Here is a 19,925-nt window from a genome sequence, read left to right as displayed (position 1 = left end):
GTCCGCCGGTCCTGTTTTCCGGAGCCATTCGGTATGACTATGAAGAGAATTCCCATCGGCATCAGCAGTTGCCTCCTCGGCCAGGAAGTGCGTTTCGACGGCGGCCACAAGCACGACGCCTACATTACCGGAACCCTGGGGCAGTACTTCGAGTTTCATCCCTTTTGCCCCGAAGTGGAAATCGGCCTGGGCGTGCCGAGGCCGACTCTGCATCTGGTCAGAATCGGCGGCGAAATACGCTGCGTCGGGGTCAAGGATCCGGAGCGCGACGTGACCGACCGTTTGCGCCGGCACGCCGAGCAGCTCAAGGATCGGCATGCCGAACTGTGCGGTTATATTCTGAAAAAAGACTCGCCCAGTTGCGGCATGGAACGGGTCAAGGTTTACGGCGGCGGCCAGCCTCGGCGGGAAGGCGTCGGCATTTATGCCGAAGCCTTGATGAAAGCCAATCCGTTGCTGCCGGTCGAAGAAGAAGGACGGCTCGGCGATCCGGGCCTCCGCGAGAATTTCATTCAGCGCGTGTATGTTTTTTACCGATGGAAAAAAATGCTGGCGGAAGGATTGACTCCCGGCAGACTGACGACGTTCCATGCCCGGCACAAGCTCATCATCATGAGCCACGGCGATTACCGGGATCTGGGCCGGATGCTGGCCGACGTCGGCTCCGATACGCTGGCCGACACGGCCGAACGGTACATCGTCTCGCTCACGAGCCTTCTGAAGCAGGTGCCGACGCGCAGCCGGCACGTCAATGTCCTGCAACACATCCAGGGTTATCTGAAGAAAGAGCTGAGCGCCGACGACAAGGCGGAAATGGTCGACGTAATCGAGCGCTACCGGCGCGGCGACCTGCCGCTGATCGTTCCGCTGACCCTGCTCAAGCACCATTTTCGAAAATCACCCGATCCTTACATCGATGAATCTTATTACCTATCCCCTTATCCGCAGGAATTGCGCCTGCTTAACGAGTTGTAGCGATGGCTGACGTCTTAATCGTGGGCTGCGGCGACATCGGCTCGGGCCTGGCGCTGCAATTGTCCGTTCAGGGCCACCGGGTCACGGGGCTGAAACGGCGTCCGCCGCCCGGGCAAAGTGCGTTCGCCTATGTCGCCGCCGACGTCACTCAAGCCGAGACGTTACAGGCTGTCGGAACCGGATTCGATCAGGTGTTTTTTATCGTTTCGGCGGATGGCCGCTCCGAGCAGAGTTACCGGGACGTCTATCAGACCGGTCTTAATAACGTGCTGGACCGATTTGCCGGGCGGCCTTTGATTTTTGTTTCGTCGACCAGCGTCTACGGCCAATGCCGGGGCGAGTGGGTCGATGAAATGTCGGAAACGGAACCCGAACCGTTCAACGGCCGATGGCTTCGACAGGCGGAGACGCGGGTGCTGTCGGCAAATCCTGAAAATATCGTGGTGCGCTTTTCCGGAATTTACGGGCCCGGCCGCGACTATTTATTAAGGAAGGCGGCTTCAGCGCCCTTAATCCAGAAAACGCCTCCCTATTACACCAATCGGATTCATCAGCAGGATTGTATCGGCGTGCTGTCGTTCCTGCTGGCGCGGCGTTTGGCCGGAGCGGCGCTGGATTCCTGTTATCTGGCCAGCGACGACGATCCTGCGCCGCTTTGGGAGGTCGTCTCCTGGCTGGCTGAGCAGTTGCATTGTCCGCCGCCGGCGGCGCAAGCGGTTGCCGGCGAAGCGCCGATGAACAAGCGTTGCCGCAATGCCCGCTTGAAAGCGTTGGGCTACCGTTTTCTTTTTCCGAGTTACAAGGACGGCTATGGGGAGCGGCTGAAAGAAATGTCGCCAACCGGGCAATGAAGTCAATGATTGAAATTTTTTCCGATAGCGCAACCGGATCCGAAGGCGGATGAGCATCGAAGTGTATTGGGGCTGCGGCAGCCCGTATTCGTGGCGGGTGCTGCTCGCCCTGGAAATCAAACGGATGCCTTATAAAAGCGTGCGCTTGGGTTTTTCGGAAAAGGATCTCAAATCGGACCGGTTTTTGGCGATCAATCCGCGGGGCCAGGTGCCCGCGATACGTGAAGGCGGCTTCACGCTGTATGAATCGATCGCCATTTTGTGTTATCTGGAAGCGAGGCAGCCGGAGCCGGCCCTGTTCGGGCTCAGCGCGGCTGAGCAGGGCCGGATCTGGCGTTCGATCATGGAATGCGTCTCTTATTGGGAGCCGCACATGACCCATTTCGTCGGCACCGTTTTTTCCGGAGAGCTTCCGGAAAAACGCGAGGAAGCCGTTCGGTCCAGGCAAATGGTCGAAAAAGAAATGAGCCGCCTCAACGACGAACTGGTCCGTGCCGATTTTCTGGCGGGCAGAGCGCAAGTTTCGGCGGCCGACGTGGCGTATTACCCCGTCGTCCAGTTGCTGACCATCGCGGCGAAACGGGAAAATACCGAGGAAATCGGCGGAACGCTTCGAGAAATCGAAAAACATTATCCGGCGGTGCAGGCCTGGTGCAAGAAAATGGAAGCGATACCGGGATTCGAGCGGACCAACCCGCCGCACTGGCGGCCATAGGGACCCGACGCGGCGAATCCGCCGCAACGCTTTCTTCTTCGCGGCGCTAGTCGAGCTTCAATTGCTTGCCCTTCACTTCGCTTTTCAGCTTCCGCAAGGCTTCGGGATTTTTCCGCAGTTGTTCCAGCGTGTGCTTTTGCTCGGGAGACAGGGCAGATTTGAGTTGTTCCGGGTCCGTTTCTTTTAGCGTCTGGATTTTGTCCTTGTTGGCATGCAGAAGATGCTTGATTTTGGATTTTTGATCCTCGGTCAGCCCCAGTTTTTTACTCAAACGATCCAGTTTGTTTTCATGAGGTTGAACCGCCTCGGGTTTGGCTTCCGGACCGGCGGCAGCCAAAGGCATGTTCGACATCAGCAACATCAAGATAAAAAATCTGATCATCGTGTAGTGGTCTCGTGATTGTTGAATGTAAGTTCCCGCGTTGAAGAGCCGGATAATTCCGTTCATTTCAAAGCGGCCGTACCGGTTTTCCGGTTTCTTGACAGGCATTATACCCGTGATCCCGCCCGCTCGGGTAAAAGAGAGCTTCCACCGGATCAGCCGGTTGACTCACGGCCGGGAAGATGCCGTGATAAGAAAGGCTCAGGGCGCTATTTCAGGAGGTTTCCGATTCGCCCGCGTACGTTACAAAAAACGCTCGACCGGAAAATGGAGTTAAATGGGCAGCGCGGAAAAGGCGTCCAGATCCTCGACGGCAGCCGCTGTCCGGCGGATCAGCTCAAGATTGCTTTCCGTATCCATCATGCCGCCGATGGCGAGGGTGACCAGCATGGCTTCAAAAGGATAAGCCAGATGCGCCCGATAGCGTTGCAGCAGGCTGCCGAATTCGATTTTGGGAATCTTGTGCTCGAGCAGCACCTGAAAATAACCGGCCAGGAGCTCCGGTTCGTGGCGGCGCCGGATTTCGGGATCGAGCGCCGTGGCTAGAAAGTACGCCACGTCGCCGATGCCTTCGCCCAGGCGGACGAGTTGCCAGTCGAGAAATCCGGGCAGGGATTGGTTCCAGAATAAATTGCCGGAATGGCAATCGTGATGAACCAGCGTCTGCGGGCCGGAACTCAGATAACGCATGGCCAGCCTGCGCTTTTGGGCATACCGGAGAGCGGGCTCGTACAGGCCATGGGGAACCAGGCTTCCCGCTTTGGTCAGACCTCGCTTCATCAAAGGCACGGCCAGGGCTGTGCCCAAACCGTCTTCCAGGCGCCGAACCGGGCCGGAAAGCCAGCGGTAATCGGGATCTTGATGTACTTTATTCCAGAAATGGGCATGCAAGGAGGCCAGTTGCCTGATCACCAGAGAGGCTTCGGCCGCCGTCAGGGCGTCTTTGGTGCAGCCCGGCCTTGCGCCGAATTCGGTCACGTCGGACAGAACCAGCGTCGTACCTCTGCCTATTTTGCTGTGTGCGGCCAGACTATGGGGACGGGTGACCGGAATGAAGCTGGAAAGCTCGTTGTAGAAGCGGACTTCCATATGGAGCAGCCGGGACAGTGCCGTTATCGATCGGGCGCGCCAATGCAGCGAAGGCAATTTGACAAACCAGCGCCGGGGCCAAAGGTCCGGACCGTCGTGTTCCACCAGGAGGCGGATGCGGGTGGTGGTCCCGATATCGACGGAAACGATGTTCACTCCGGAGACTTTGGCATCGATGGAATGTTTTTCAATAATCCGCTGTGCCCAATTGATCGTCAGTTCACGAGGATCCCGGGCGAGAATATTTTCCTTCATTGATGGTAGCGAGACCTTGATTTAAATTTTCTCAATGGCCGTTTTTGTGCCGCTTGCGGTAAAACGAATTCGGAACCGATTCTTGCGTATTTTAGTTCAATCCCGGCTTTTTAAAAAGCCTCGTCAGGAATAGTGCAACCGGCCGGCGCGTCCATTAAGGCAAAAGGCGTCAGCCGGGAATGCCGGACCCGTCGTTAAGGAAAAGAAAGACGCCGGGAAGGAACAGGCGAGGGGAATCAAAAAGATTAATCGTCGCTTGCGAACAGTGATTTAAAAATCGAGTGATTTTTATTGCGGGTGAAATGTTCGAAACACGATGAGAATTGGGCGCGCGTCTGCCATTTTTTTTCATCCAGAATCTGGACGAGCACGCCCATGGCCAGGAAAGTTTTAGCCGAATTGGCGCTTTGGATCATTTCTTCGCTGAATTGCTGAATGGCCTGTTCCTGAACGGTGTAATCCTGAAAGTCGCCCAATACGGTCTGGAGTTCTTTCAGGTCTTTGAGTAAATGTTTGATGTGGGATTCGGAATACAAGCTCTGGAAAAATTCGATCAGATACCGCAGTTTTTTACAGGTCTTTCTGAGCGTGTGCAAATTCTCCGCGGGCGACTCCGGTGTAATCGCTTTGCCCTGGCGCAACGCCCGGTTATACATTTTCCAGATGCTGCGATTGGCCACGGTTTTGGCGGCCGGAGCCGGAGAGGCGGGCTGGACGGCCTGGAGCGGCTGTTGTTTCAGGTACTGCTCCCACTCGAGCAGGGTCGTCAGATATCTGGGCGATTTTAACTGTTCCAGCATGTCCTGCCGGGCTTGCTGCTTTTTTTTGAGCAGAAAGTCGTAAAGAGGATTCAAATCGTCGCGGATGTTTTCCGGCAGCACCGACTTGTAATGCTCGAACTGGATCAGGTGGACGTCCAGGTCGCGCGTCGGGCAGGTAACTTGTCCCAGCCAGGAAAAAAAATCGGAATAATAAGCGGCGACTTCCTCCGGCAGAACGCCTTTGAGCTGCTTTAATCCGGTGCGGGTCCGGCGCACGGCAACCCGGAAATCGTGCAGGAATTCGCTGTCGATGTCGGCCAGCATGCCGTGCTCGTTGAGTTTGATCGCTTTTAAAAGATGGCCGAATATCGTTTTTACCGCCATGTCGGCCGGCAGGGCCGGATCCAGCGTCAGTTTCAGTTTGGATGAGTAGTCCTTGGGGTGGCGGCCTTGCAGTTCCAGGGCAATCAGCAATACCGGCTTGTCCGTAACGGTTAACCCCAGTTCCCCGGTGAGCAGGCGGGTCAGATTTTCGGCGGCCTGTTCGTAACCCTTGATCGGTTGCAGCAGCAGGCGATTGTTGCACAGTTCGTATTCTTCGAGATCGAGCCTTACCAGGGTTTTCTTGTCCTTGTTCAGCAGATTGAGTTGATAGGCTTCGTAGTCGAGCGTGCAGATCGCCAGAAGTGCCCGTATGCCCAGCAAGGATTGCAGGGAATCCTGAACGATTCCCGCTGTTAATTGCCTTGGAAAAGGAGGAACTTCGGCGATTTCCGAACCGGCGAGGATCCGGCCGTTCTTGAGCGTCCGCAGCGACAAGGAAGAGCAGACTTTGGAACGGTTGAACTCGCAAACGATTCCGTTGGACCATAAGCGCCAGTCGAAACTGTCGTAATAGGTCCTGAGGCAATAATGCCGGGAAATAAGCTGGATATCGGCTTTTTCGCTTAATTCGGCGAGAAATTTTTCGGCCGATAAATTGGCGGGTAATTCGAATTGTAAGGACATGGTGCTGGATGAGTGAGTTTTAAGGCGAGCAACGACCTAAATCCTTAATTTTAGCTGTGCCGTATTAACGATTCATGACAGGCATTACATGTTTCCGTCATAAAATCATTGCATAATCGCCGAAGTTTGATAACGGAAAATGCATCGTAGACATCTTTTGATATTTCATATAGCGTCATAGATTGGAGAATATTACCATGGCTAGAGAATTATGGTTGCTTCGGCACGGCAAATCCGATAGGCACGGCTCGGTTTCGGACATCGACCGTCCGTTGAAAAAACGGGGAAAACGCGCGGCCCGGCAAATAGGAAAATGGCTGAAAGAGCGGAACCTGGTTCCGGATGAGGTACTGACCTCGCCCGCCGAAAGAGCGGAACATACCGTGCTTCTGGTATGCGAAGAACTCGGAATCGATGAGGAAAGCGTACGCCGGGACATCCGTTTGTATGCTTCCAGTGCCGACCGATTGAAAAACGTCCTGGCGGAAATTCCTGCCGAATCGGAACGAGTTTTGCTGGTCGGCCATAATCCGGAGCTGGAACGGCTTCTAATTGAACTGGTGGGAATTGCCCATCTTCCCGGCAAGGAAAAGTTGATGCCTACCGCGGCGTTGGCGAGAATGGCCATGCCCGAGGACTGGACTCTTTTGCCGCCGCAATGCGCGAAGCTGATCGAGCTCGTTCATCCCAAGCAGTTGTCTGGCGGGAATTGACAAGCCGAATAAAAATATGACATTGTCATAATAATGTCATATAAAATGAATACTCTTATTGCGATCGTTGTACCTACCCGTTCTATTTTAATTATATCGAGAGTTGATAATGAAATTATCCGGTAATACCAAAACCCTGCTGATGGCCATGGGCTTCGCGTCCACCGGCTTGTTCAGCCTGAACGCTAGCGCTGTAATGACCGTTGATGAGAACATTCCCGAATACCAGAAAGCCAGCGGCATTTCCGGCAATCTGTCCAGCGTGGGTTCCGATACCCTCGCCAATCTGATGACTTTGTGGGCGGAAGAATTCAACCGTAATTATCCCAACGTCAATATCCAGATTCAGGCCGCAGGCTCTTCCACGGCGCCTCCGGCTCTGACCGAAGGTACTTCGAATCTCGGGCCGATGAGCCGCGAGATGAAAGACGACGAAATCGAAGATTTCGAAGACAAATACGGTTACAAGCCGACGGCGATTCCGGTCGCGGTCGATGCCCTGGCGGTTCTGGTGAATAAGGACAACCCCATCAAAGGATTGTCCATGGAACAGGTGGACGCGATTTTTTCTTCCACCCGCAAGTGCGGCGGCGAGGCCGACATCGAAAACTGGGGGCAGGCAGGCGTGGCGGCCTGGGGAGCCAAATCGATTCAATTGTACGGACGTAATTCGGTATCGGGCACCTACGGCTATTTTAAAGAGCATGCCTTATGCAAAGGCGACTTCAAAAGCAACGTCAATGAGCAGCCCGGTTCTGCATCGGTCGTTCAGTCGGTGACCACTTCGGTCAACGGGATCGGCTATTCCGGTATGGGATATTCGACTTCGGGCGTAAGACTGGTGCCGTTGGCCAAGAAAGGCAGCAAGGACTATGTCGAGGCAACTCCGGAAAATGCACTGAACGGCACTTATCCGCTGACCCGTTATCTGTACGTCTACGTCAATAAAAAACCCAATGAGCCCTTGGCTCCGCTCGAAAATGAATTCATGAAAATGGTGTTGTCGAAAGCCGGTCAGGAAGCGGTCATCAAGGACGGCTATATTCCTCTTCCGGCCAAGGTGGTGGAAAAAGCATTGACTCTGATTAAATAAAGGAACACCCGTTACCTCTGTGAAAAACCAATTAACGAGCAGGGACGCAAGACAGTGATGTCGGTCTGAATAACCCGTTATTTTCCCCCTCATGAAGTAAGAGCGGTTATGGACAGGTAAGCGGCTGGGATTCGGAAATCGAGCCCCAGCCGATTTTTTTCGTTATTAATCTTTAACATGTCGCTTTCATATTTCAGATTTCCTGCATGTCGGCAATAAATTCTCAAAAAAAATATGTTTCAGCCATCCCCGACGCTGCCGGTGGCTATTACCAGCAATGGCGATTAGTCAAGGACTTGCTGGCCCGGTATGGCGTGGTGGCGGGCGGATTGGGCGTGATTGTCGCCATTGTGCTGATTTTCTTTTACCTGCTCTACGAAGTCGTGCCGCTGTTTATACCGGCGAGCGCCGATCCGGCCGGCGTCTATCAGGTTCCCGAGCAGGCTTCCGGCAAAACCCTGTTGCTGACGATCGAAGAACAAAACGAAGTGGCGGCCCGTTTTACCGACTCGGGCCAAGTGGTGTTCTTTGAGGCAGCCACGGGCAAAACCCTCTCAAAGCAATCGGTGGCGATTCCGGAAGGAGCCAGGATCACCAGCTTTGCCGAAGGAAGCCCGCTCGGCGAAGGCGTGGTTGTTTACGGCCTGTCCGACGGACGGGCGCTTCTCGTAAAACATCAATACCGCATCACCTACCCGGAAAATAAGCGGGTCATTACCCCATCCCTTGCCTATCCCCTGGGCGAGCAAGCGCAGGTCATCGATGCGACGGGCGCCCCTGTCGAGGAAATCGCGGCGCGGGCGGCAGATAACCGGACCCTCATCGTAGCCAAGGCCGGCGGTAAGATTCATCTGGTCAACCTGGAAAAGGAACAATCCTTGTTCGCGGACGAGGCGACCGTCACCCGGACCGATTCGTCGCTGGACATCCCGGCCGCGGGCATTTCGGACATGCTCATCGACAAGGACGGTTCGCGTCTGTATCTGGTCGACAAGGACGACAGCCTGATTTTTTATGACGTCGACGATATCAGCGCGCCGGTCCTGCGGGAACAGAGAAAGGTGGTCGAGTCGGGACTCAAGATCACCAGCAAGGCTTTCCTGAACGGCGATCTCTCCCTGCTGATCGGAGATTCCAGCGGATGGGTTGCGCAATGGGGCATCGTCCGGGATTCGCTCAATCATCTTGCCCTGCAAAAGATTCGTGCCTTCAAAGTGTCCGACAAGGCGGTCGTCGGCATCCAGCCGGAGCAAAGGCGCAAAGGCTTTATGGCGATCGACGCCGAGGGTCTGATGGGCATTTACCATTCCACTTCGGAACGGGAATTGGTCAAAGAAAAAATAGGAGAAGCGGCGCCTACGATCGCGGCGCTGGCTCCGAGAGCGAACGCCATGCTGATGGAAGCTCAAGACGGGAAAATGCACCGCTGGAATTTGAACAATCCTCATCCGGAAGTTTCTTTAAAGTCTTTATGGCAGAAAGTCTGGTACGAAAGCTATCCCAAGCCGGATTATATCTGGCAGTCTTCTTCGGCAAGCAACGATTTCGAACCGAAATACAGTTTGACTCCGCTGGTTTTCGGCACCCTGAAGGCCGCGTTTTACGCCATGTGGTTCGCCATGCCGCTGGCCTTGATGGGGGCCATCTATACCGCTTATTTCATGGCTCCCAGAATGCGGCAACTGGTCAAGCCGGTCATCGAGCTGATGGGCGCTCTGCCGACCGTAATTCTGGGTTTTCTGGCCGGCCTGTGGCTGGCGCCTTTTTTTGAAAAACACCTGGCCGGAATTTTTGCGTTATTGCTGGCGCTTCCCGTGGCGGTCATGTTGTTCGCCTATCTCTGGCAATATTTGCCGAAAGCGCTTCAGCAGAAAGTGCCGGAAGGCTGGGAGGCCGTCCTGTTGATTCCGGTGATTGTGGTAAGCGCCTGGTTGGCTTTTGTCGTCAGCGTACCGCTGGAATCCCTGCTGTTCGACGGCTCTCTTCGGGAATGGCTGAGCCGGGAGTGGGGCATCGGCTACGATCAGCGCAATGCGCTGGTGGTCGGCGTCGCCATGGGCTTTGCGGTGATTCCGACGATCTTTTCTATCGCCGAAGATGCCATCTTCAGCGTGCCGAAACATTTGACCGTGGGCTCCCTGGCCTTGGGCGCCACGCTTTGGCAGACCATGACCAAAGTGGTGTTGCTGACCGCAAGCCCAGGAATTTTTTCGGCGGTCATGATCGGTCTGGGCCGGGCCATCGGCGAAACGATGATCGTCTTGATGGCGACCGGCAATACCCCGGTCATGGATTTCAGCATATTTCAGGGCCTTCGCACGCTGGCGGCCAATATCGCGGTGGAAATGCCGGAATCGGCCGTGGACAGTACCCATTACCGGGTCCTGTTTTTAGCGGCTCTGGTCTTGTTTCTGTTCACCTTCATTTTTAACACGCTGGCGGAAATTATCCGGCAGCGTTTACGCGAAAAATACAGTTCATTATGATCAACGCATGGATTAAAAGCGGTAATCCCTGGATATGGCTGACCGCCGCGGCGGTCAGCGCGTGCCTCATCATGATCGTGGGGGTTTTGCTCCTGACCGCCGTGCGCGGCGTAGGCCATTTCTGGCCCCACGATGTGATCAGGTTCAGCTATCAGGAAGATGGGAACGCCGCTCCCCAGACCTTGTTCGGTGAGCACATCGATACCACGGTGACTCCCGCCGCGATGGCCAGAGCAAGCGGCTTCAACATGGCCGAAGGCGAGGACGCGCTGGTGCAATATCAACTGAAGACCGGCAACCGCGACGTCACCGGCGCCGATTTCCGCTGGATTCAGGAACGCAATATCAAACGGCAGGACGCTCCTGCAGATCTTATGGTGGTGGAGCGCCGGGAATGGGGCAATTTCTATGGAACATTGGCCGCCGTCAAGGAAAACGGCACGGTTCTGGCCGGCGGCGAGCAAGCCTGGCCGGTGCTGGAGAAGAAACTGGCGGAAGCTTTGGCCGTATTTGACAAAATAACGTATCTGGAAAAAAAGGAAATCGGAGCGATCAATTACGGGCTCGAACAATTGCGGCTGAAACAACGCAGTCTGGAACTCAAAAATCTTCTGGACGAGAACGCCAAAAAAGAGATCGACGCCGAAAAAGCCGCTTACGAACTGGAGTATAAAAAGCATCAGGCCCAGTTGAGCGAGTTGTATCAACAGATTAGAAAATATTCTCTGGTCGCCGTGACCGACAGCGGCGTGGAACGCGAAATTCCGCTGGCCAAAGTAGTCCGGGTTTACCGGCCCAACGCCATGAGCATCGTCGACAAGACCGGGCATTATCTGAGCAAGCTCATGGAGTTTTTCAGCGACGACCCGCGCGAGGCCAATACCGAAGGGGGCATCTTCCCGGCCATCTACGGAACGATTCTGATGGTGATCATCATGTCGGTGATGGTGACGCCTTTCGGCGTCATTGCCGCGGTCTACCTTCGCGAATACGCCAAACAGGGATTTACTACCCGTCTGATCCGGATCGCCGTGAATAATCTGGCCGGGGTGCCTTCGGTCGTGTACGGCGTTTTCGGCCTCGGATTTTTTGTTTATATCCTGGGCGGCAACATCGACCGGCTGTTTTTTCCCGAAGCGGCCCCGGCGCCCGTTTTCGGCACGCCCGGCCTGCTCTGGGCATCGATCACGCTGGCCCTGCTGACGCTGCCGGTGGTGATCGTGTCGACCGAGGAAGGCTTGGCGCGGATTCCCAAATCGATACGCGAAGGCAGTCTGGCTCTGGGCGCGACCAAGCTGGAGACGCTGTGGCGCACCGTATTGCCGATGGCCAGTCCGGCCATGATGACCGGGCTGATCCTGGCGGTGGCCAGAGCCGCCGGGGAAGTGGCGCCGTTGATGCTGGTGGGCGTGGTCAAGCTGGCGCCGGCGCTGCCGCTCGACGGCAATTTTCCGTTTTTACATCTGGAAAGAAAATTTATGCACTTGGGATTTCATATTTACGACGTCGGTTTTCAAAGCCCTAACGTGGAAGCCGCGAGACCTTTGGTGTATGCGACTTCCCTTCTGTTGGTGATGGTCATCATCGGGCTTAATCTGGCGGCCATTTTGATCAGAAATCATCTTCGTGAAAAATACCGGGCATTGGAAGGATAAAAAATGACAGCACAACCTGTACGCACCCATGCGATCGACATGAATTCCATCATAAGAAGTCAGGAACAAACCAAAGGCCAACAGGAAATTTGCATCAGGGTTGAAAATTTAAATCTGTTTTATGGAGAAAAACAGGCATTGCACGGCATCAATATGGAAATGCCCAAGAAAAAAGTGACCGCCTACATCGGTCCCAGCGGTTGCGGCAAATCCACGTTGCTGCGCTGTATCAACCGGATGAACGATCTGGTGGACAGCGTTCGGATCGAAGGCAGCATCCTGCTGGACAATGAAAACATTTACGATAAATCGGTGAATGTGGCGGCCTTGCGGCGGCGCGTCGGCATGGTGTTCCAGAAGCCGAATCCGTTTCCGAAATCCATTTTCGAAAACGTGGCGTACGGGCTGCGCATTCAGGGAATCAACGATAAAAGAATTCTCGAAGAAACGGTCGAAAACGCGCTGCGCGGGGCAGCGCTGTGGGATGAGGTCAAAGACCGGTTGAACGATAACGCCTTGGGCATGTCCGGAGGCCAGCAGCAGCGGCTGGTCATTGCCAGGGCGATCGCCATCGAGCCCGAAGTCCTGCTGCTGGACGAACCGGCTTCCGCCCTGGATCCGATTTCCACGTTGAAGATCGAAGAATTAATCAACGAACTGAAGGAAAAGTACACTATAGTTATCGTGACCCATAACATGCAGCAGGCGGCGCGGGTGTCCGACTATACGGCCTTCATGTACATGGGTGAGTTGATCGAAATGGGGACGACCAGCGAGTTGTTCACCAATCCAAGAAAAAAGCAGACAGAAGACTATATTACCGGCAGGTACGGGTAGTCAGGAGTAGAGAATGGACAACAGCAAAATCGGACATCACATATCGGGCCAGTTCAATAAGGAACTGGAGGACATACGCAATAAAGTGCTCACCATGGGCGGCCTGGTCGAAGAGCAACTGGACCTGGCCGTCTCGGCGTTCATGACCGGCGATGCCGAAAAAGCGGATCTTGTAATCAAGCAGGACAACCAGGTCGACGCCCTGGAAATGGTGATCGATCAGGAATGCATGCAGATTTTGGCCTTGCGGCAGCCGGCGGCATTCGATTTGAGGCTGATCATTACCGTCATCAAGGTGATCAACGAACTGGAAAGGGTGGGGGATCTGGCCGAAAAAATCGCTCTGATGGCCATACGGGTATCCGACGTCGAAGGCAACAAGATCGATCAATACTACGAACTTCAGCACATGGCCGATTTGGTCAAGGAGATGCTGCACGGCGCGCTCGACGCCTTTGCCCGGATGAGCATCGAAGAAGTAGCGACGATTACCAAAGGCGACGATCATGTGGATCGGGAATACGCCAGCATTATCCGCCAATTGATCACGCGAATGATGGAAGATCCCAGGAACGTCACCCGCACCCTGGACGTCCTGGGGACCGCCCGCTCCCTGGAACGGATCGGCGATCATTCGGTCAACATCTGCGAGTATTTGATCTATATGGTCAAAGGATTGGACGTACGCCATATTACCCAGGAAGAGTTGGAAAAAAAAATTAAAGGATAAACTTGTCGCAAAGAACCGTCTGCGGTTCGGTAGGGACCCGTCCAGGAGCCGTCGAACAAAAAAGAAAATGCCTCCTCCGAAGGCCGGCGAACGAAACGTTTTCTCGCGATTCTCGGCCTTATTTGAAGACGCTGTTGTTAGGCAATTTTGCAGGCAGGACAGGTCTTTTTCAAAAGGCCGAATTTTAGCCAAAGCGTTTTTATATCGAGCGTTTCGTTGACAACGTCCATGACCTTTCCGGCAAAAAGCCCATGATCAGGGAGAATCTGACCAAGGCGCTGGCCGGATTGCTGATTCTGATCATTGTCCTGAGCCTCTTGGGCTTCTGGTTCGAGGAAGAATTGGTAGCGGCGACCAACGCCGTGGTCGATCGCATCGGATTTGCCGGACTTTGTCTGATTTTATTGATCACCGATACGCTGGTGACTCCGGTATCGCCCGACCTTTTGCTGGTGATCATCGCCAAGAGCGATCTTGCCGACCATTGGGCACGGTACGTTTTCATTCTGAGCGTCGTATCGGTGGTGGCCGGCATGTTGGGCTGGAGCATCGGCCGCAGGCTGGGGCATTTGAAATGGGTGAGCCGGTTTTTCGACCAATTCGATGAAAAACAGCGCCGCTTCATCCGTCAATACGGCTTCTGGGCCATCGTACTCGGCGCCGTGACGCCGTTGCCGTATTCCGTCACCTGCTGGACCGCCGGCGCCGTGGGCGTTTCCGCAAAAACCGCGCTGACCGCCTCGGTGCTGTTTCGGATTCCGCGCATGTTTCTCTATTATCTCATTATCGCCTCCACCGGTACGTGGTTCGGCTGACGACACGGACCGCCCCCACCGTTCCGGTTGCTGTGTTTACTGGAGAGCTCACTCCGTATGCCAATATCTTTTTTCCGACCGGCGCATCACATCCACGTTTACGGAACGATCTTTCAGCGTGACCCGAATCGCGCCGCTGTCGGCGCTGTTCAGCCAACGGCTTCCGAGCAACCGGTAGCGCGTTAGGACCTCCGGATGCGGGTGGCCGAACTGATTGCGGTAGCCTGCCGGTATCAGCACATACTTTGGCTTTACCGTTTGCAAAAATGCGTCGGTCGAAGAGGTCTTGCTGCCGTGGTGCGGTGCGATCAGGACGTCCGCCCGCAAAGCTTTGCCGTAGGCGTTCACCAATTGCGATTCCGCTTCCGCTTCGATATCGCCGGGCAAGAGCACGGCGCCCTGTGCGGATTCAATCTTCAATACACAGGAGTTGTTGTTGTCGCTTCCGGAGCCGGGCTGTTCGGGCGACAGAATCGTAAACACGACGCCGTCCCACTGCCAGGACTGTCCTGCCGCGCATGAGATCGGAGCATAAGCCTTAAGCTGCGCCGGCACGCTGGTGAGGACCGAATCGGTAAGGATGTCTTCGAGCAAGGAAAAGGCGCCGCCGATGTGATCGTTATCGCCATGGCTGACGATCAGGCGATCGATCTTATCCGCTCCCTGAGTGCGCAAATACGGCAGCAGGACTCTCCGACCCATGTCGCTTTCTTCGGAAAACCGGGCGCCGGCGTCATAAACCAGCCAGTGGTGGGTCGTTTGCACCGCCGCCGCCAGCCCTTGGCCCACATCCAGCAGAGTCAGCCGGATTTCTCCCGGCTGCGGCTTGGGGGCTTGCACGAAAACCATGGGTAAAAACAGAGTCAAGCCCAGCCATCGGCAGGGCGTGCCCTTGGGCGCCAGCAGCAGAAGAAGACCGGGAACTGCCAAAAAAAGAGCCCAGGGTGAAGGTTGCGGATGGTCCAGTGTCGCCGAAGGGCATGCAGCCAGTACGGCTAAAAGATCGGTAAGCGCTTCAAGGCATCGCTCGACCGGATAGAAGATGGCTGCCGCAAGGCTCGGTGCGATGAACAGAAGCAGGGTAGCCAACAGCGACAGCGGCACTACCGCCAGGCTAATCACCGGCACGGCGATCAGATTGGCCAGCGGCGCTATTAACGACGTCTGTTGAAAAAACAGGAGCAGCAGCGGCGTCAAGCCGACGGTGGCATACCATTGCAATTTCAGAGTGCCTCTAATCGGTCCGATTTTCCCCAAGCGTCCGGCCATCGCATAAACAATCAAACCCACCGCGAAAAAGGACAGCCAGAAGCCGGCCGATCCTACCGCTAACGGATCGGCCGCCAGCACGGCGATCAGAGCCACAGACAAGGTATGCAGGGGCCGGATCTGACGCTGTAGAACGACGGCCGTCATCACCATCGCCAACATGACCAGGGCGCGCGAAGTGGGTACTGAAAAACCGGCCAGGGCCGAATAAAAGAGCGCCGCCACCATCGAAACGATAGCCGCTACTCGGGGCGGCGGCCACCGCAACAGGCCGGTTCGGGCTGAAATCTTCAATACCAGATAATAAATGAATCCGGCTACCAGGCCGATGTGCGAACCGGAGATGACGACCAGATGGGTGGTCCCGGTTTCCCGGAAAAGCCGCCATTGTTGCTGGTCAATACCGCTGCCGTCGCCTATCGTAAGCGCCTTGATCAGCCCCAGTCCGGAATGACCGGCCAACTGACCGGATAAGCGGTCGGAGACGGCCTGCCGCCAGGTATCCATTCGGTACCAGGGCGGCTTGATCTTCAATAATTCGGCTTGCGGAAAGCGGCGCACGTAGCCGGTGGCCCCGATTCCTTCACCCAACAGCCAGCGTTCGTAATCGAAACCGCCGGGATTCAACGTGCCGTGCGGTCGCTTCAGCCGCACGGTCATGGACCAAAACTGGCCCGCCTTGAGCGGATAGGGCGGGTCGTGCCAGGTCAATCTGACGTTGTCCGGTAAAGAGGGCTGCAAGGGAATGACTGCCAAATTGAATCGTACGCTTTTGTCCTTGACTTCCGGCAAGCCGGAAACAGAGCCTTGTACCCGGATGTCGCTGCCTTCCAGTGTTGCGGGAAGGCGCTCCGACAGGCGGATCCCGGCAAAGACCACGGCCCATAAGGCCCCGAGCATGAACAAAAACCCCATCCCGCAACGCCGCCATGCCAGCAGGCCGGCCAAAAGCACGCCGGTCAACAGCGCCGCGTCGCCCGGAAGCGAAGGCAACTGCTGGATCAGAACGATGCCTGCTAGAAACGGCAAGGCGGCAAGAGACATTTTTGTATCATCGTCTTGAAGTGGGCAGAAAATTATCCGGTTACCGGACCTGGCTGGAGTAACGGCCGGTCTGAGTAGTTTAGACCGAATTTGGAGTTTGCCGGTTTTTGCGAGGCTTCCGCCTGGTTTTTATCCTGGTTGACGAAAAGTCAAAGTTTGCCGGCAGAATGGCTTGCCTGAATCTCCCTCCAAACCTGTTCCAAGGGCTTCGTAGGCAAGACTCAAGGCGTCGGACAAGTCTCCGCCCCGAACCGTGTTTCAAAACAGAAATTCGGATATTTTATCAAGGAGAAAATAGTTATTTTTTACAAGAGATTAAGCATGAAGTGCTAAAATAGGCAGTCTTGCTTTTTTAAAAGCGTAATCAGTTCTTGTACCATACTTGGAGTCATTTTTTATGCGTATCATTCTGTTGGGAAGCCCCGGTTCGGGAAAGGGTACACAAGCCCAATTCATTACTGAAAAGTACGGTATTCCGCAAATTTCGACCGGAGACATGTTGCGCGCCGCGGTCAGGGAAGGAACTCCATTGGGTGTGGAAGCGAAAAAGGTGATGGATGCGGGAGGGCTGGTTTCCGATGCCATTATATTGGGTTTGATTAAGGAACGCATTGCCGCCGAGGATTGCAAAAAGGGTTTTCTGCTCGACGGTTTTCCTCGAACTATCGCTCAGGCGGAAGGTCTTGAGAGGATGGGAATCGACATCGACCATGTCATTGAAATTGTGGTCGAGGACGAAGAAATCGTCAAACGGATGGCGGGAAGAAGAGTTCATTTGGCGTCCGGCCGCAGTTATCATGTCGAGTTTAATCCGCCCAGGGTGGATGGTCTCGACGATATGACCGGCGAACCGCTCGTGCAGCGGGACGACGACAAGGAGGAAACGGTGCGCAAAAGGCTCAATGTCTATCATAAACAGACCAAGCCTCTGGCTGCCTATTATTCCGCGCCCGGTCGAAAGGTCAAATTCAGTTCGATTACAGGCAAAGGCAGCGTCGAAGACATTACGGCAAAAATTTTCGCCATTCTGGGATAACATCATTTTTTGAAACCGCCGCGCGTGCGGCTTGAACCTAAGAAAAGAGCTATGTCGGGTAAAACTTTATATGACAAATTATGGGAAGACCACGTCGTTTATACTGAAGAAGACGGGTCTTCGCTGATTTACATCGATCGCCATTTGGTGCATGAGGTCACCTCGCCTCAAGCATTCGAAGGCTTGCGTCTGTCCGGCCGCAGCCCCTGGCGGAAATCGAGAAATCTGGCGGTGGCCGATCACAACGTGCCGACGACGAATCGGGACAAAGGCATCGAAGATCCGGTTTCCAGGCTGCAGGTCGAAACCCTGGAGAAAAACTGCGAGGAATTCGGCATTACCGAGTTCAATATGACCGACGTGCGGCAAGGAATTGTGCATGTCATCGGACCGGAACAGGGCGCGACGTTGCCCGGCATGACCATCGTTTGCGGTGACTCTCACACGTCCACTCACGGCGCTTCCGGTGCTTTGGCGTTCGGTATCGGCACGTCCGAAGTCGAGCACGTTCTGGCCACTCAATGTCTGGTGCAAAAAAAGGCCAAAAACATGCTGATCCGGGTCAACGGCAAAACCGGTCTGGGCGTGACCGCCAAAGACATCGTGCTGGCCATTATCGGTAAAATCGGCACGGCCGGAGGCACCGGTTATACCATCGAATTCGCCGGAGAGGCGATTCGCGAGTTATCGATGGAAGGCCGTATGACCGTATGCAATATGGCCATCGAAGCGGGTGCGAGAGCCGGTTTGATCGCCGTCGACGAGATTACCATCGATTATTACAGAGGGCGGCCGTATGCGCCCAAAGGCGGAGACTGGCATATGGCCGAGCGTTTGTGGCGCAACCTGCATTCGGACAAGGATGCGGTCTTCGACAAAGTCGTCGATCTGGATGCCGCCACCATCAAGCCGCAGGTCACCTGGGGCACTTCTCCGGAACTGGTGGTCGCCGTCGATGAGAAAGTTCCCGATCCTGCGCTGGAAACGGACGCGGTAAAGCAGCAAAGCATGATTCGCGCGCTGGCCTACATGGACCTGAAAGCGGGCCAGGCGATTACCGATATTGCCCTGGACAAGGTGTTCATCGGTTCGTGCACCAATTCCAGAATCGAAGATTTACGGGCCGCCGCCGCCGTTGCCAAAGGCAAGAAGGTGGCGTCCAACATCAAACTGGCTTTGGTCGTGCCGGGATCGGGGCTGATCAAACATCAGGCAGAACAGGAAGGCCTGGACAGGATTTTCACCGATGCGGGTTTTGAATGGCGCGATCCCGGTTGTTCCATGTGTCTGGCAATGAATGCGGACCGGTTGGCCGAAGGCGAACGGTGCGCTTCCACTTCCAACCGGAATTTTGAAGGACGTCAGGGCTATGGCGGACGCACTCATCTGGTAAGCCCGGCCATGGCGGCCGCGGCGGCCATCGCCGGCCATTTTGTCGATGTGAGAACCTGGGAGGGGCAACAATGAGAGCATTTACCACGTTAAACGGACTGGTCGTACCATTGGATCGAGCCAATATCGACACTGACGCCATTATTCCGAAACAGTTTTTAAAATCGATACGCCGAAGCGGCTTCGGGCCGTTTTTATTCGACGAATGGCGTTATCTGGATCGCGGCGAGCCCGAAATGGATTGCAGCCACCGTCCGTTGAATCCGCATTTTATTCTGAATCAGACGGAATATCAGGGCGCGGAAATTTTGTTGACTCGGGAAAATTTCGGTTGCGGCTCGTCGCGCGAGCATGCGCCGTGGGCTCTGGCCGATTACGGCTTTCGCGCCCTCATCGCGCCCAGCTTCGCCGACATTTTCTACAACAACTGTTTTAAAAACGGCTTGTTGCCGATTGTATTGGCCACGGAGGAAGTCGATGCTCTGTTCGGCGAATTGACGCCGGGCTACCGTTTGACGGTCGATCTGGCGGCGCAGAAGATTACGACGCCCGGCGGCAGAATCATTTCCTTTGCCATTGACGAGACCCGGAAACACCGTTTGCTCAACGGTCTGGATGACATTGCCTTGTCGCTGCAGCATGCCGACAAGATCAGGGACTATGAGCGCGAGCGGGCGAAACGGGCTCCCTGGCTGTTTACCGATTGACCCGAAATTGACGGGTAGAGTACAAGATTGTCCGCTTTCGAACCGAATGCTTTCTATTGCAAAATAAGCGGTGAAAAAGCGGATGTTTCCATTCGGCGCGTTGCCCGGTGCA

General features: G+C 55.1%; 17 protein-coding genes. 13 read left to right on the top strand and 4 right to left on the bottom strand.

Translation table 11 applies throughout. The annotated features are described in order from the left end of the window. The first annotated feature begins 39 nt into the window (after positions 1–39). Genes A3OW_RS0115455 through A3OW_RS0115445 form a run of 3 tightly spaced genes read left to right on the top strand, consistent with a single transcriptional unit; the run spans position 40 to position 2,541 of the window. Positions 40–975 carry a YbgA family protein gene (locus tag A3OW_RS0115455; RefSeq protein WP_020564355.1) on the top strand — a complete coding sequence of 312 codons (936 nt, stop codon included), beginning with the start codon at positions 40–42 and terminating at the stop codon, positions 973–975. A 2-nt stretch (positions 976–977) separates the two neighbouring features. Further along, positions 978–1,826: an SDR family oxidoreductase gene (locus tag A3OW_RS0115450; protein WP_020564354.1), complete on the top strand. Its 849-nt coding sequence runs from the start codon at positions 978–980 to the stop codon at positions 1,824–1,826. A 49-nt stretch (positions 1,827–1,875) separates the two neighbouring features. After that, on the top strand, positions 1,876–2,541 hold the full coding sequence (locus A3OW_RS0115445) for a glutathione S-transferase family protein (protein ID WP_020564353.1): 666 nt from the start codon (positions 1,876–1,878) through the stop codon (positions 2,539–2,541). Positions 2,542–2,587: 46 nt separating this feature from the next. Here the strand turns inward: A3OW_RS0115445 and A3OW_RS0115440 are convergent, their stop codons facing one another. From A3OW_RS0115440 to A3OW_RS0115430, 3 genes are all read right to left on the bottom strand, one after another. Continuing rightward, entirely contained in the window at positions 2,588–2,923 is a 336-nt protein-coding gene (locus tag A3OW_RS0115440; RefSeq protein WP_157385914.1) for a hypothetical protein, read from the bottom strand. 273 nt (positions 2,924–3,196) lie between these two features. After that, positions 3,197–4,267, bottom strand: coding sequence for a phosphotransferase (locus A3OW_RS0115435; RefSeq protein ID WP_020564351.1), 1,071 nt, complete (start codon positions 4,265–4,267; stop codon positions 3,197–3,199). A 245-nt stretch (positions 4,268–4,512) separates the two neighbouring features. Beyond that, complete coding sequence (locus A3OW_RS0115430; RefSeq protein ID WP_020564350.1) at positions 4,513–6,036, bottom strand: CHAD domain-containing protein; 1,524 nt, start codon at positions 6,034–6,036, stop codon at positions 4,513–4,515. Positions 6,037–6,233: 197 nt separating this feature from the next. Between A3OW_RS0115430 and A3OW_RS0115425 the strand changes: the two genes are divergently transcribed. The 7 genes from A3OW_RS0115425 (at position 6,234) to A3OW_RS0115390 (ending at position 14,365) form a co-directional block, all read left to right on the top strand. Then, positions 6,234–6,749: a SixA phosphatase family protein gene (locus A3OW_RS0115425; RefSeq protein WP_020564349.1), complete on the top strand. Its 516-nt coding sequence runs from the start codon at positions 6,234–6,236 to the stop codon at positions 6,747–6,749. 109 nt (positions 6,750–6,858) lie between these two features. Then, a complete protein-coding gene (locus A3OW_RS0115420) occupies positions 6,859–7,842 on the top strand; it encodes a PstS family phosphate ABC transporter substrate-binding protein (RefSeq protein ID WP_020564348.1) in 984 nt (327 codons plus the stop codon). A 206-nt stretch (positions 7,843–8,048) separates the two neighbouring features. Then, a complete protein-coding gene (locus A3OW_RS0115415; protein WP_020564347.1) occupies positions 8,049–10,328 on the top strand; it encodes an ABC transporter permease subunit in 2,280 nt (759 codons plus the stop codon). Continuing rightward, a complete protein-coding gene (pstA, locus tag A3OW_RS0115410) occupies positions 10,325–11,983 on the top strand; it encodes a phosphate ABC transporter permease PstA (RefSeq protein WP_020564346.1) in 1,659 nt (552 codons plus the stop codon). The genes A3OW_RS0115415 and pstA overlap by 4 nt, the downstream gene beginning before the upstream one ends. Before the next feature lie 3 nt (positions 11,984–11,986). Further along, positions 11,987–12,820, top strand: coding sequence for a phosphate ABC transporter ATP-binding protein PstB (pstB, locus tag A3OW_RS0115405; protein WP_026223641.1), 834 nt, complete (start codon positions 11,987–11,989; stop codon positions 12,818–12,820). A gap of 13 nt (positions 12,821–12,833) precedes the next feature. Then, positions 12,834–13,550, top strand: a complete 717-nt coding sequence (gene phoU, locus A3OW_RS0115400; RefSeq protein WP_020564344.1) for a phosphate signaling complex protein PhoU — start codon at positions 12,834–12,836, stop codon at positions 13,548–13,550. 251 nt (positions 13,551–13,801) lie between these two features. Continuing rightward, complete coding sequence (locus A3OW_RS0115390) at positions 13,802–14,365, top strand: YqaA family protein (protein ID WP_020564342.1); 564 nt, start codon at positions 13,802–13,804, stop codon at positions 14,363–14,365. Positions 14,366–14,413: 48 nt separating this feature from the next. Here A3OW_RS0115390 and A3OW_RS0115385 read toward each other — a convergent pair whose 3' ends face one another. Next, complete coding sequence (locus A3OW_RS0115385; RefSeq protein WP_020564341.1) at positions 14,414–16,678, bottom strand: DNA internalization-related competence protein ComEC/Rec2; 2,265 nt, start codon at positions 16,676–16,678, stop codon at positions 14,414–14,416. 397 nt (positions 16,679–17,075) lie between these two features. On the opposite strand from A3OW_RS0115385, the gene adk reads away from it, so the two are divergent. From adk to leuD, 3 genes are read left to right on the top strand one after another with little or no spacing between them, the layout of a single operon-like run. Next, entirely contained in the window at positions 17,076–17,714 is a 639-nt protein-coding gene (adk, locus tag A3OW_RS0115380; RefSeq protein WP_020564340.1) for an adenylate kinase, read from the top strand. A gap of 51 nt (positions 17,715–17,765) precedes the next feature. After that, a complete protein-coding gene (gene leuC / locus A3OW_RS0115375; protein WP_020564339.1) occupies positions 17,766–19,181 on the top strand; it encodes a 3-isopropylmalate dehydratase large subunit in 1,416 nt (471 codons plus the stop codon). Next, on the top strand, positions 19,178–19,813 hold the full coding sequence (gene leuD, locus A3OW_RS0115370) for a 3-isopropylmalate dehydratase small subunit (protein ID WP_020564338.1): 636 nt from the start codon (positions 19,178–19,180) through the stop codon (positions 19,811–19,813). The genes leuC and leuD overlap by 4 nt, the downstream gene beginning before the upstream one ends. Positions 19,814–19,925 lie beyond the last annotated feature (112 nt).

This window comes from Methylosarcina fibrata AML-C10, from assembly GCF_000372865.1.
GTDB classification, from domain to species: Bacteria; Pseudomonadota; Gammaproteobacteria; order Methylococcales; family Methylomonadaceae; genus Methylosarcina; species Methylosarcina fibrata.
This window is presented reverse-complemented; position numbering and strand designations above follow the sequence as displayed.

Coding starts and splice junctions, on each gene's coding strand:
- A3OW_RS0115455 (WP_020564355.1), top strand. CDS start 40: ATGAAGAGAATTCCCATCGGCATCAGCAGTTGCCTCCTCGGCCAGGAA.
- A3OW_RS0115450 (WP_020564354.1), top strand. CDS start 978: ATGGCTGACGTCTTAATCGTGGGCTGCGGCGACATCGGCTCGGGCCTG.
- A3OW_RS0115445 (WP_020564353.1), top strand. CDS start 1,876: ATGAGCATCGAAGTGTATTGGGGCTGCGGCAGCCCGTATTCGTGGCGG.
- A3OW_RS0115440 (WP_157385914.1), bottom strand. CDS start 2,923: ATGATCAGATTTTTTATCTTGATGTTGCTGATGTCGAACATGCCTTTG.
- A3OW_RS0115435 (WP_020564351.1), bottom strand. CDS start 4,267: ATGAAGGAAAATATTCTCGCCCGGGATCCTCGTGAACTGACGATCAAT.
- A3OW_RS0115430 (WP_020564350.1), bottom strand. CDS start 6,036: ATGTCCTTACAATTCGAATTACCCGCCAATTTATCGGCCGAAAAATTT.
- A3OW_RS0115425 (WP_020564349.1), top strand. CDS start 6,234: ATGGCTAGAGAATTATGGTTGCTTCGGCACGGCAAATCCGATAGGCAC.
- A3OW_RS0115420 (WP_020564348.1), top strand. CDS start 6,859: ATGAAATTATCCGGTAATACCAAAACCCTGCTGATGGCCATGGGCTTC.
- A3OW_RS0115415 (WP_020564347.1), top strand. CDS start 8,049: ATGTCGGCAATAAATTCTCAAAAAAAATATGTTTCAGCCATCCCCGAC.
- pstA (WP_020564346.1), top strand. CDS start 10,325: ATGATCAACGCATGGATTAAAAGCGGTAATCCCTGGATATGGCTGACC.
- pstB (WP_026223641.1), top strand. CDS start 11,987: ATGACAGCACAACCTGTACGCACCCATGCGATCGACATGAATTCCATC.
- phoU (WP_020564344.1), top strand. CDS start 12,834: ATGGACAACAGCAAAATCGGACATCACATATCGGGCCAGTTCAATAAG.
- A3OW_RS0115390 (WP_020564342.1), top strand. CDS start 13,802: ATGATCAGGGAGAATCTGACCAAGGCGCTGGCCGGATTGCTGATTCTG.
- A3OW_RS0115385 (WP_020564341.1), bottom strand. CDS start 16,678: ATGTCTCTTGCCGCCTTGCCGTTTCTAGCAGGCATCGTTCTGATCCAG.
- adk (WP_020564340.1), top strand. CDS start 17,076: ATGCGTATCATTCTGTTGGGAAGCCCCGGTTCGGGAAAGGGTACACAA.
- leuC (WP_020564339.1), top strand. CDS start 17,766: ATGTCGGGTAAAACTTTATATGACAAATTATGGGAAGACCACGTCGTT.
- leuD (WP_020564338.1), top strand. CDS start 19,178: ATGAGAGCATTTACCACGTTAAACGGACTGGTCGTACCATTGGATCGA.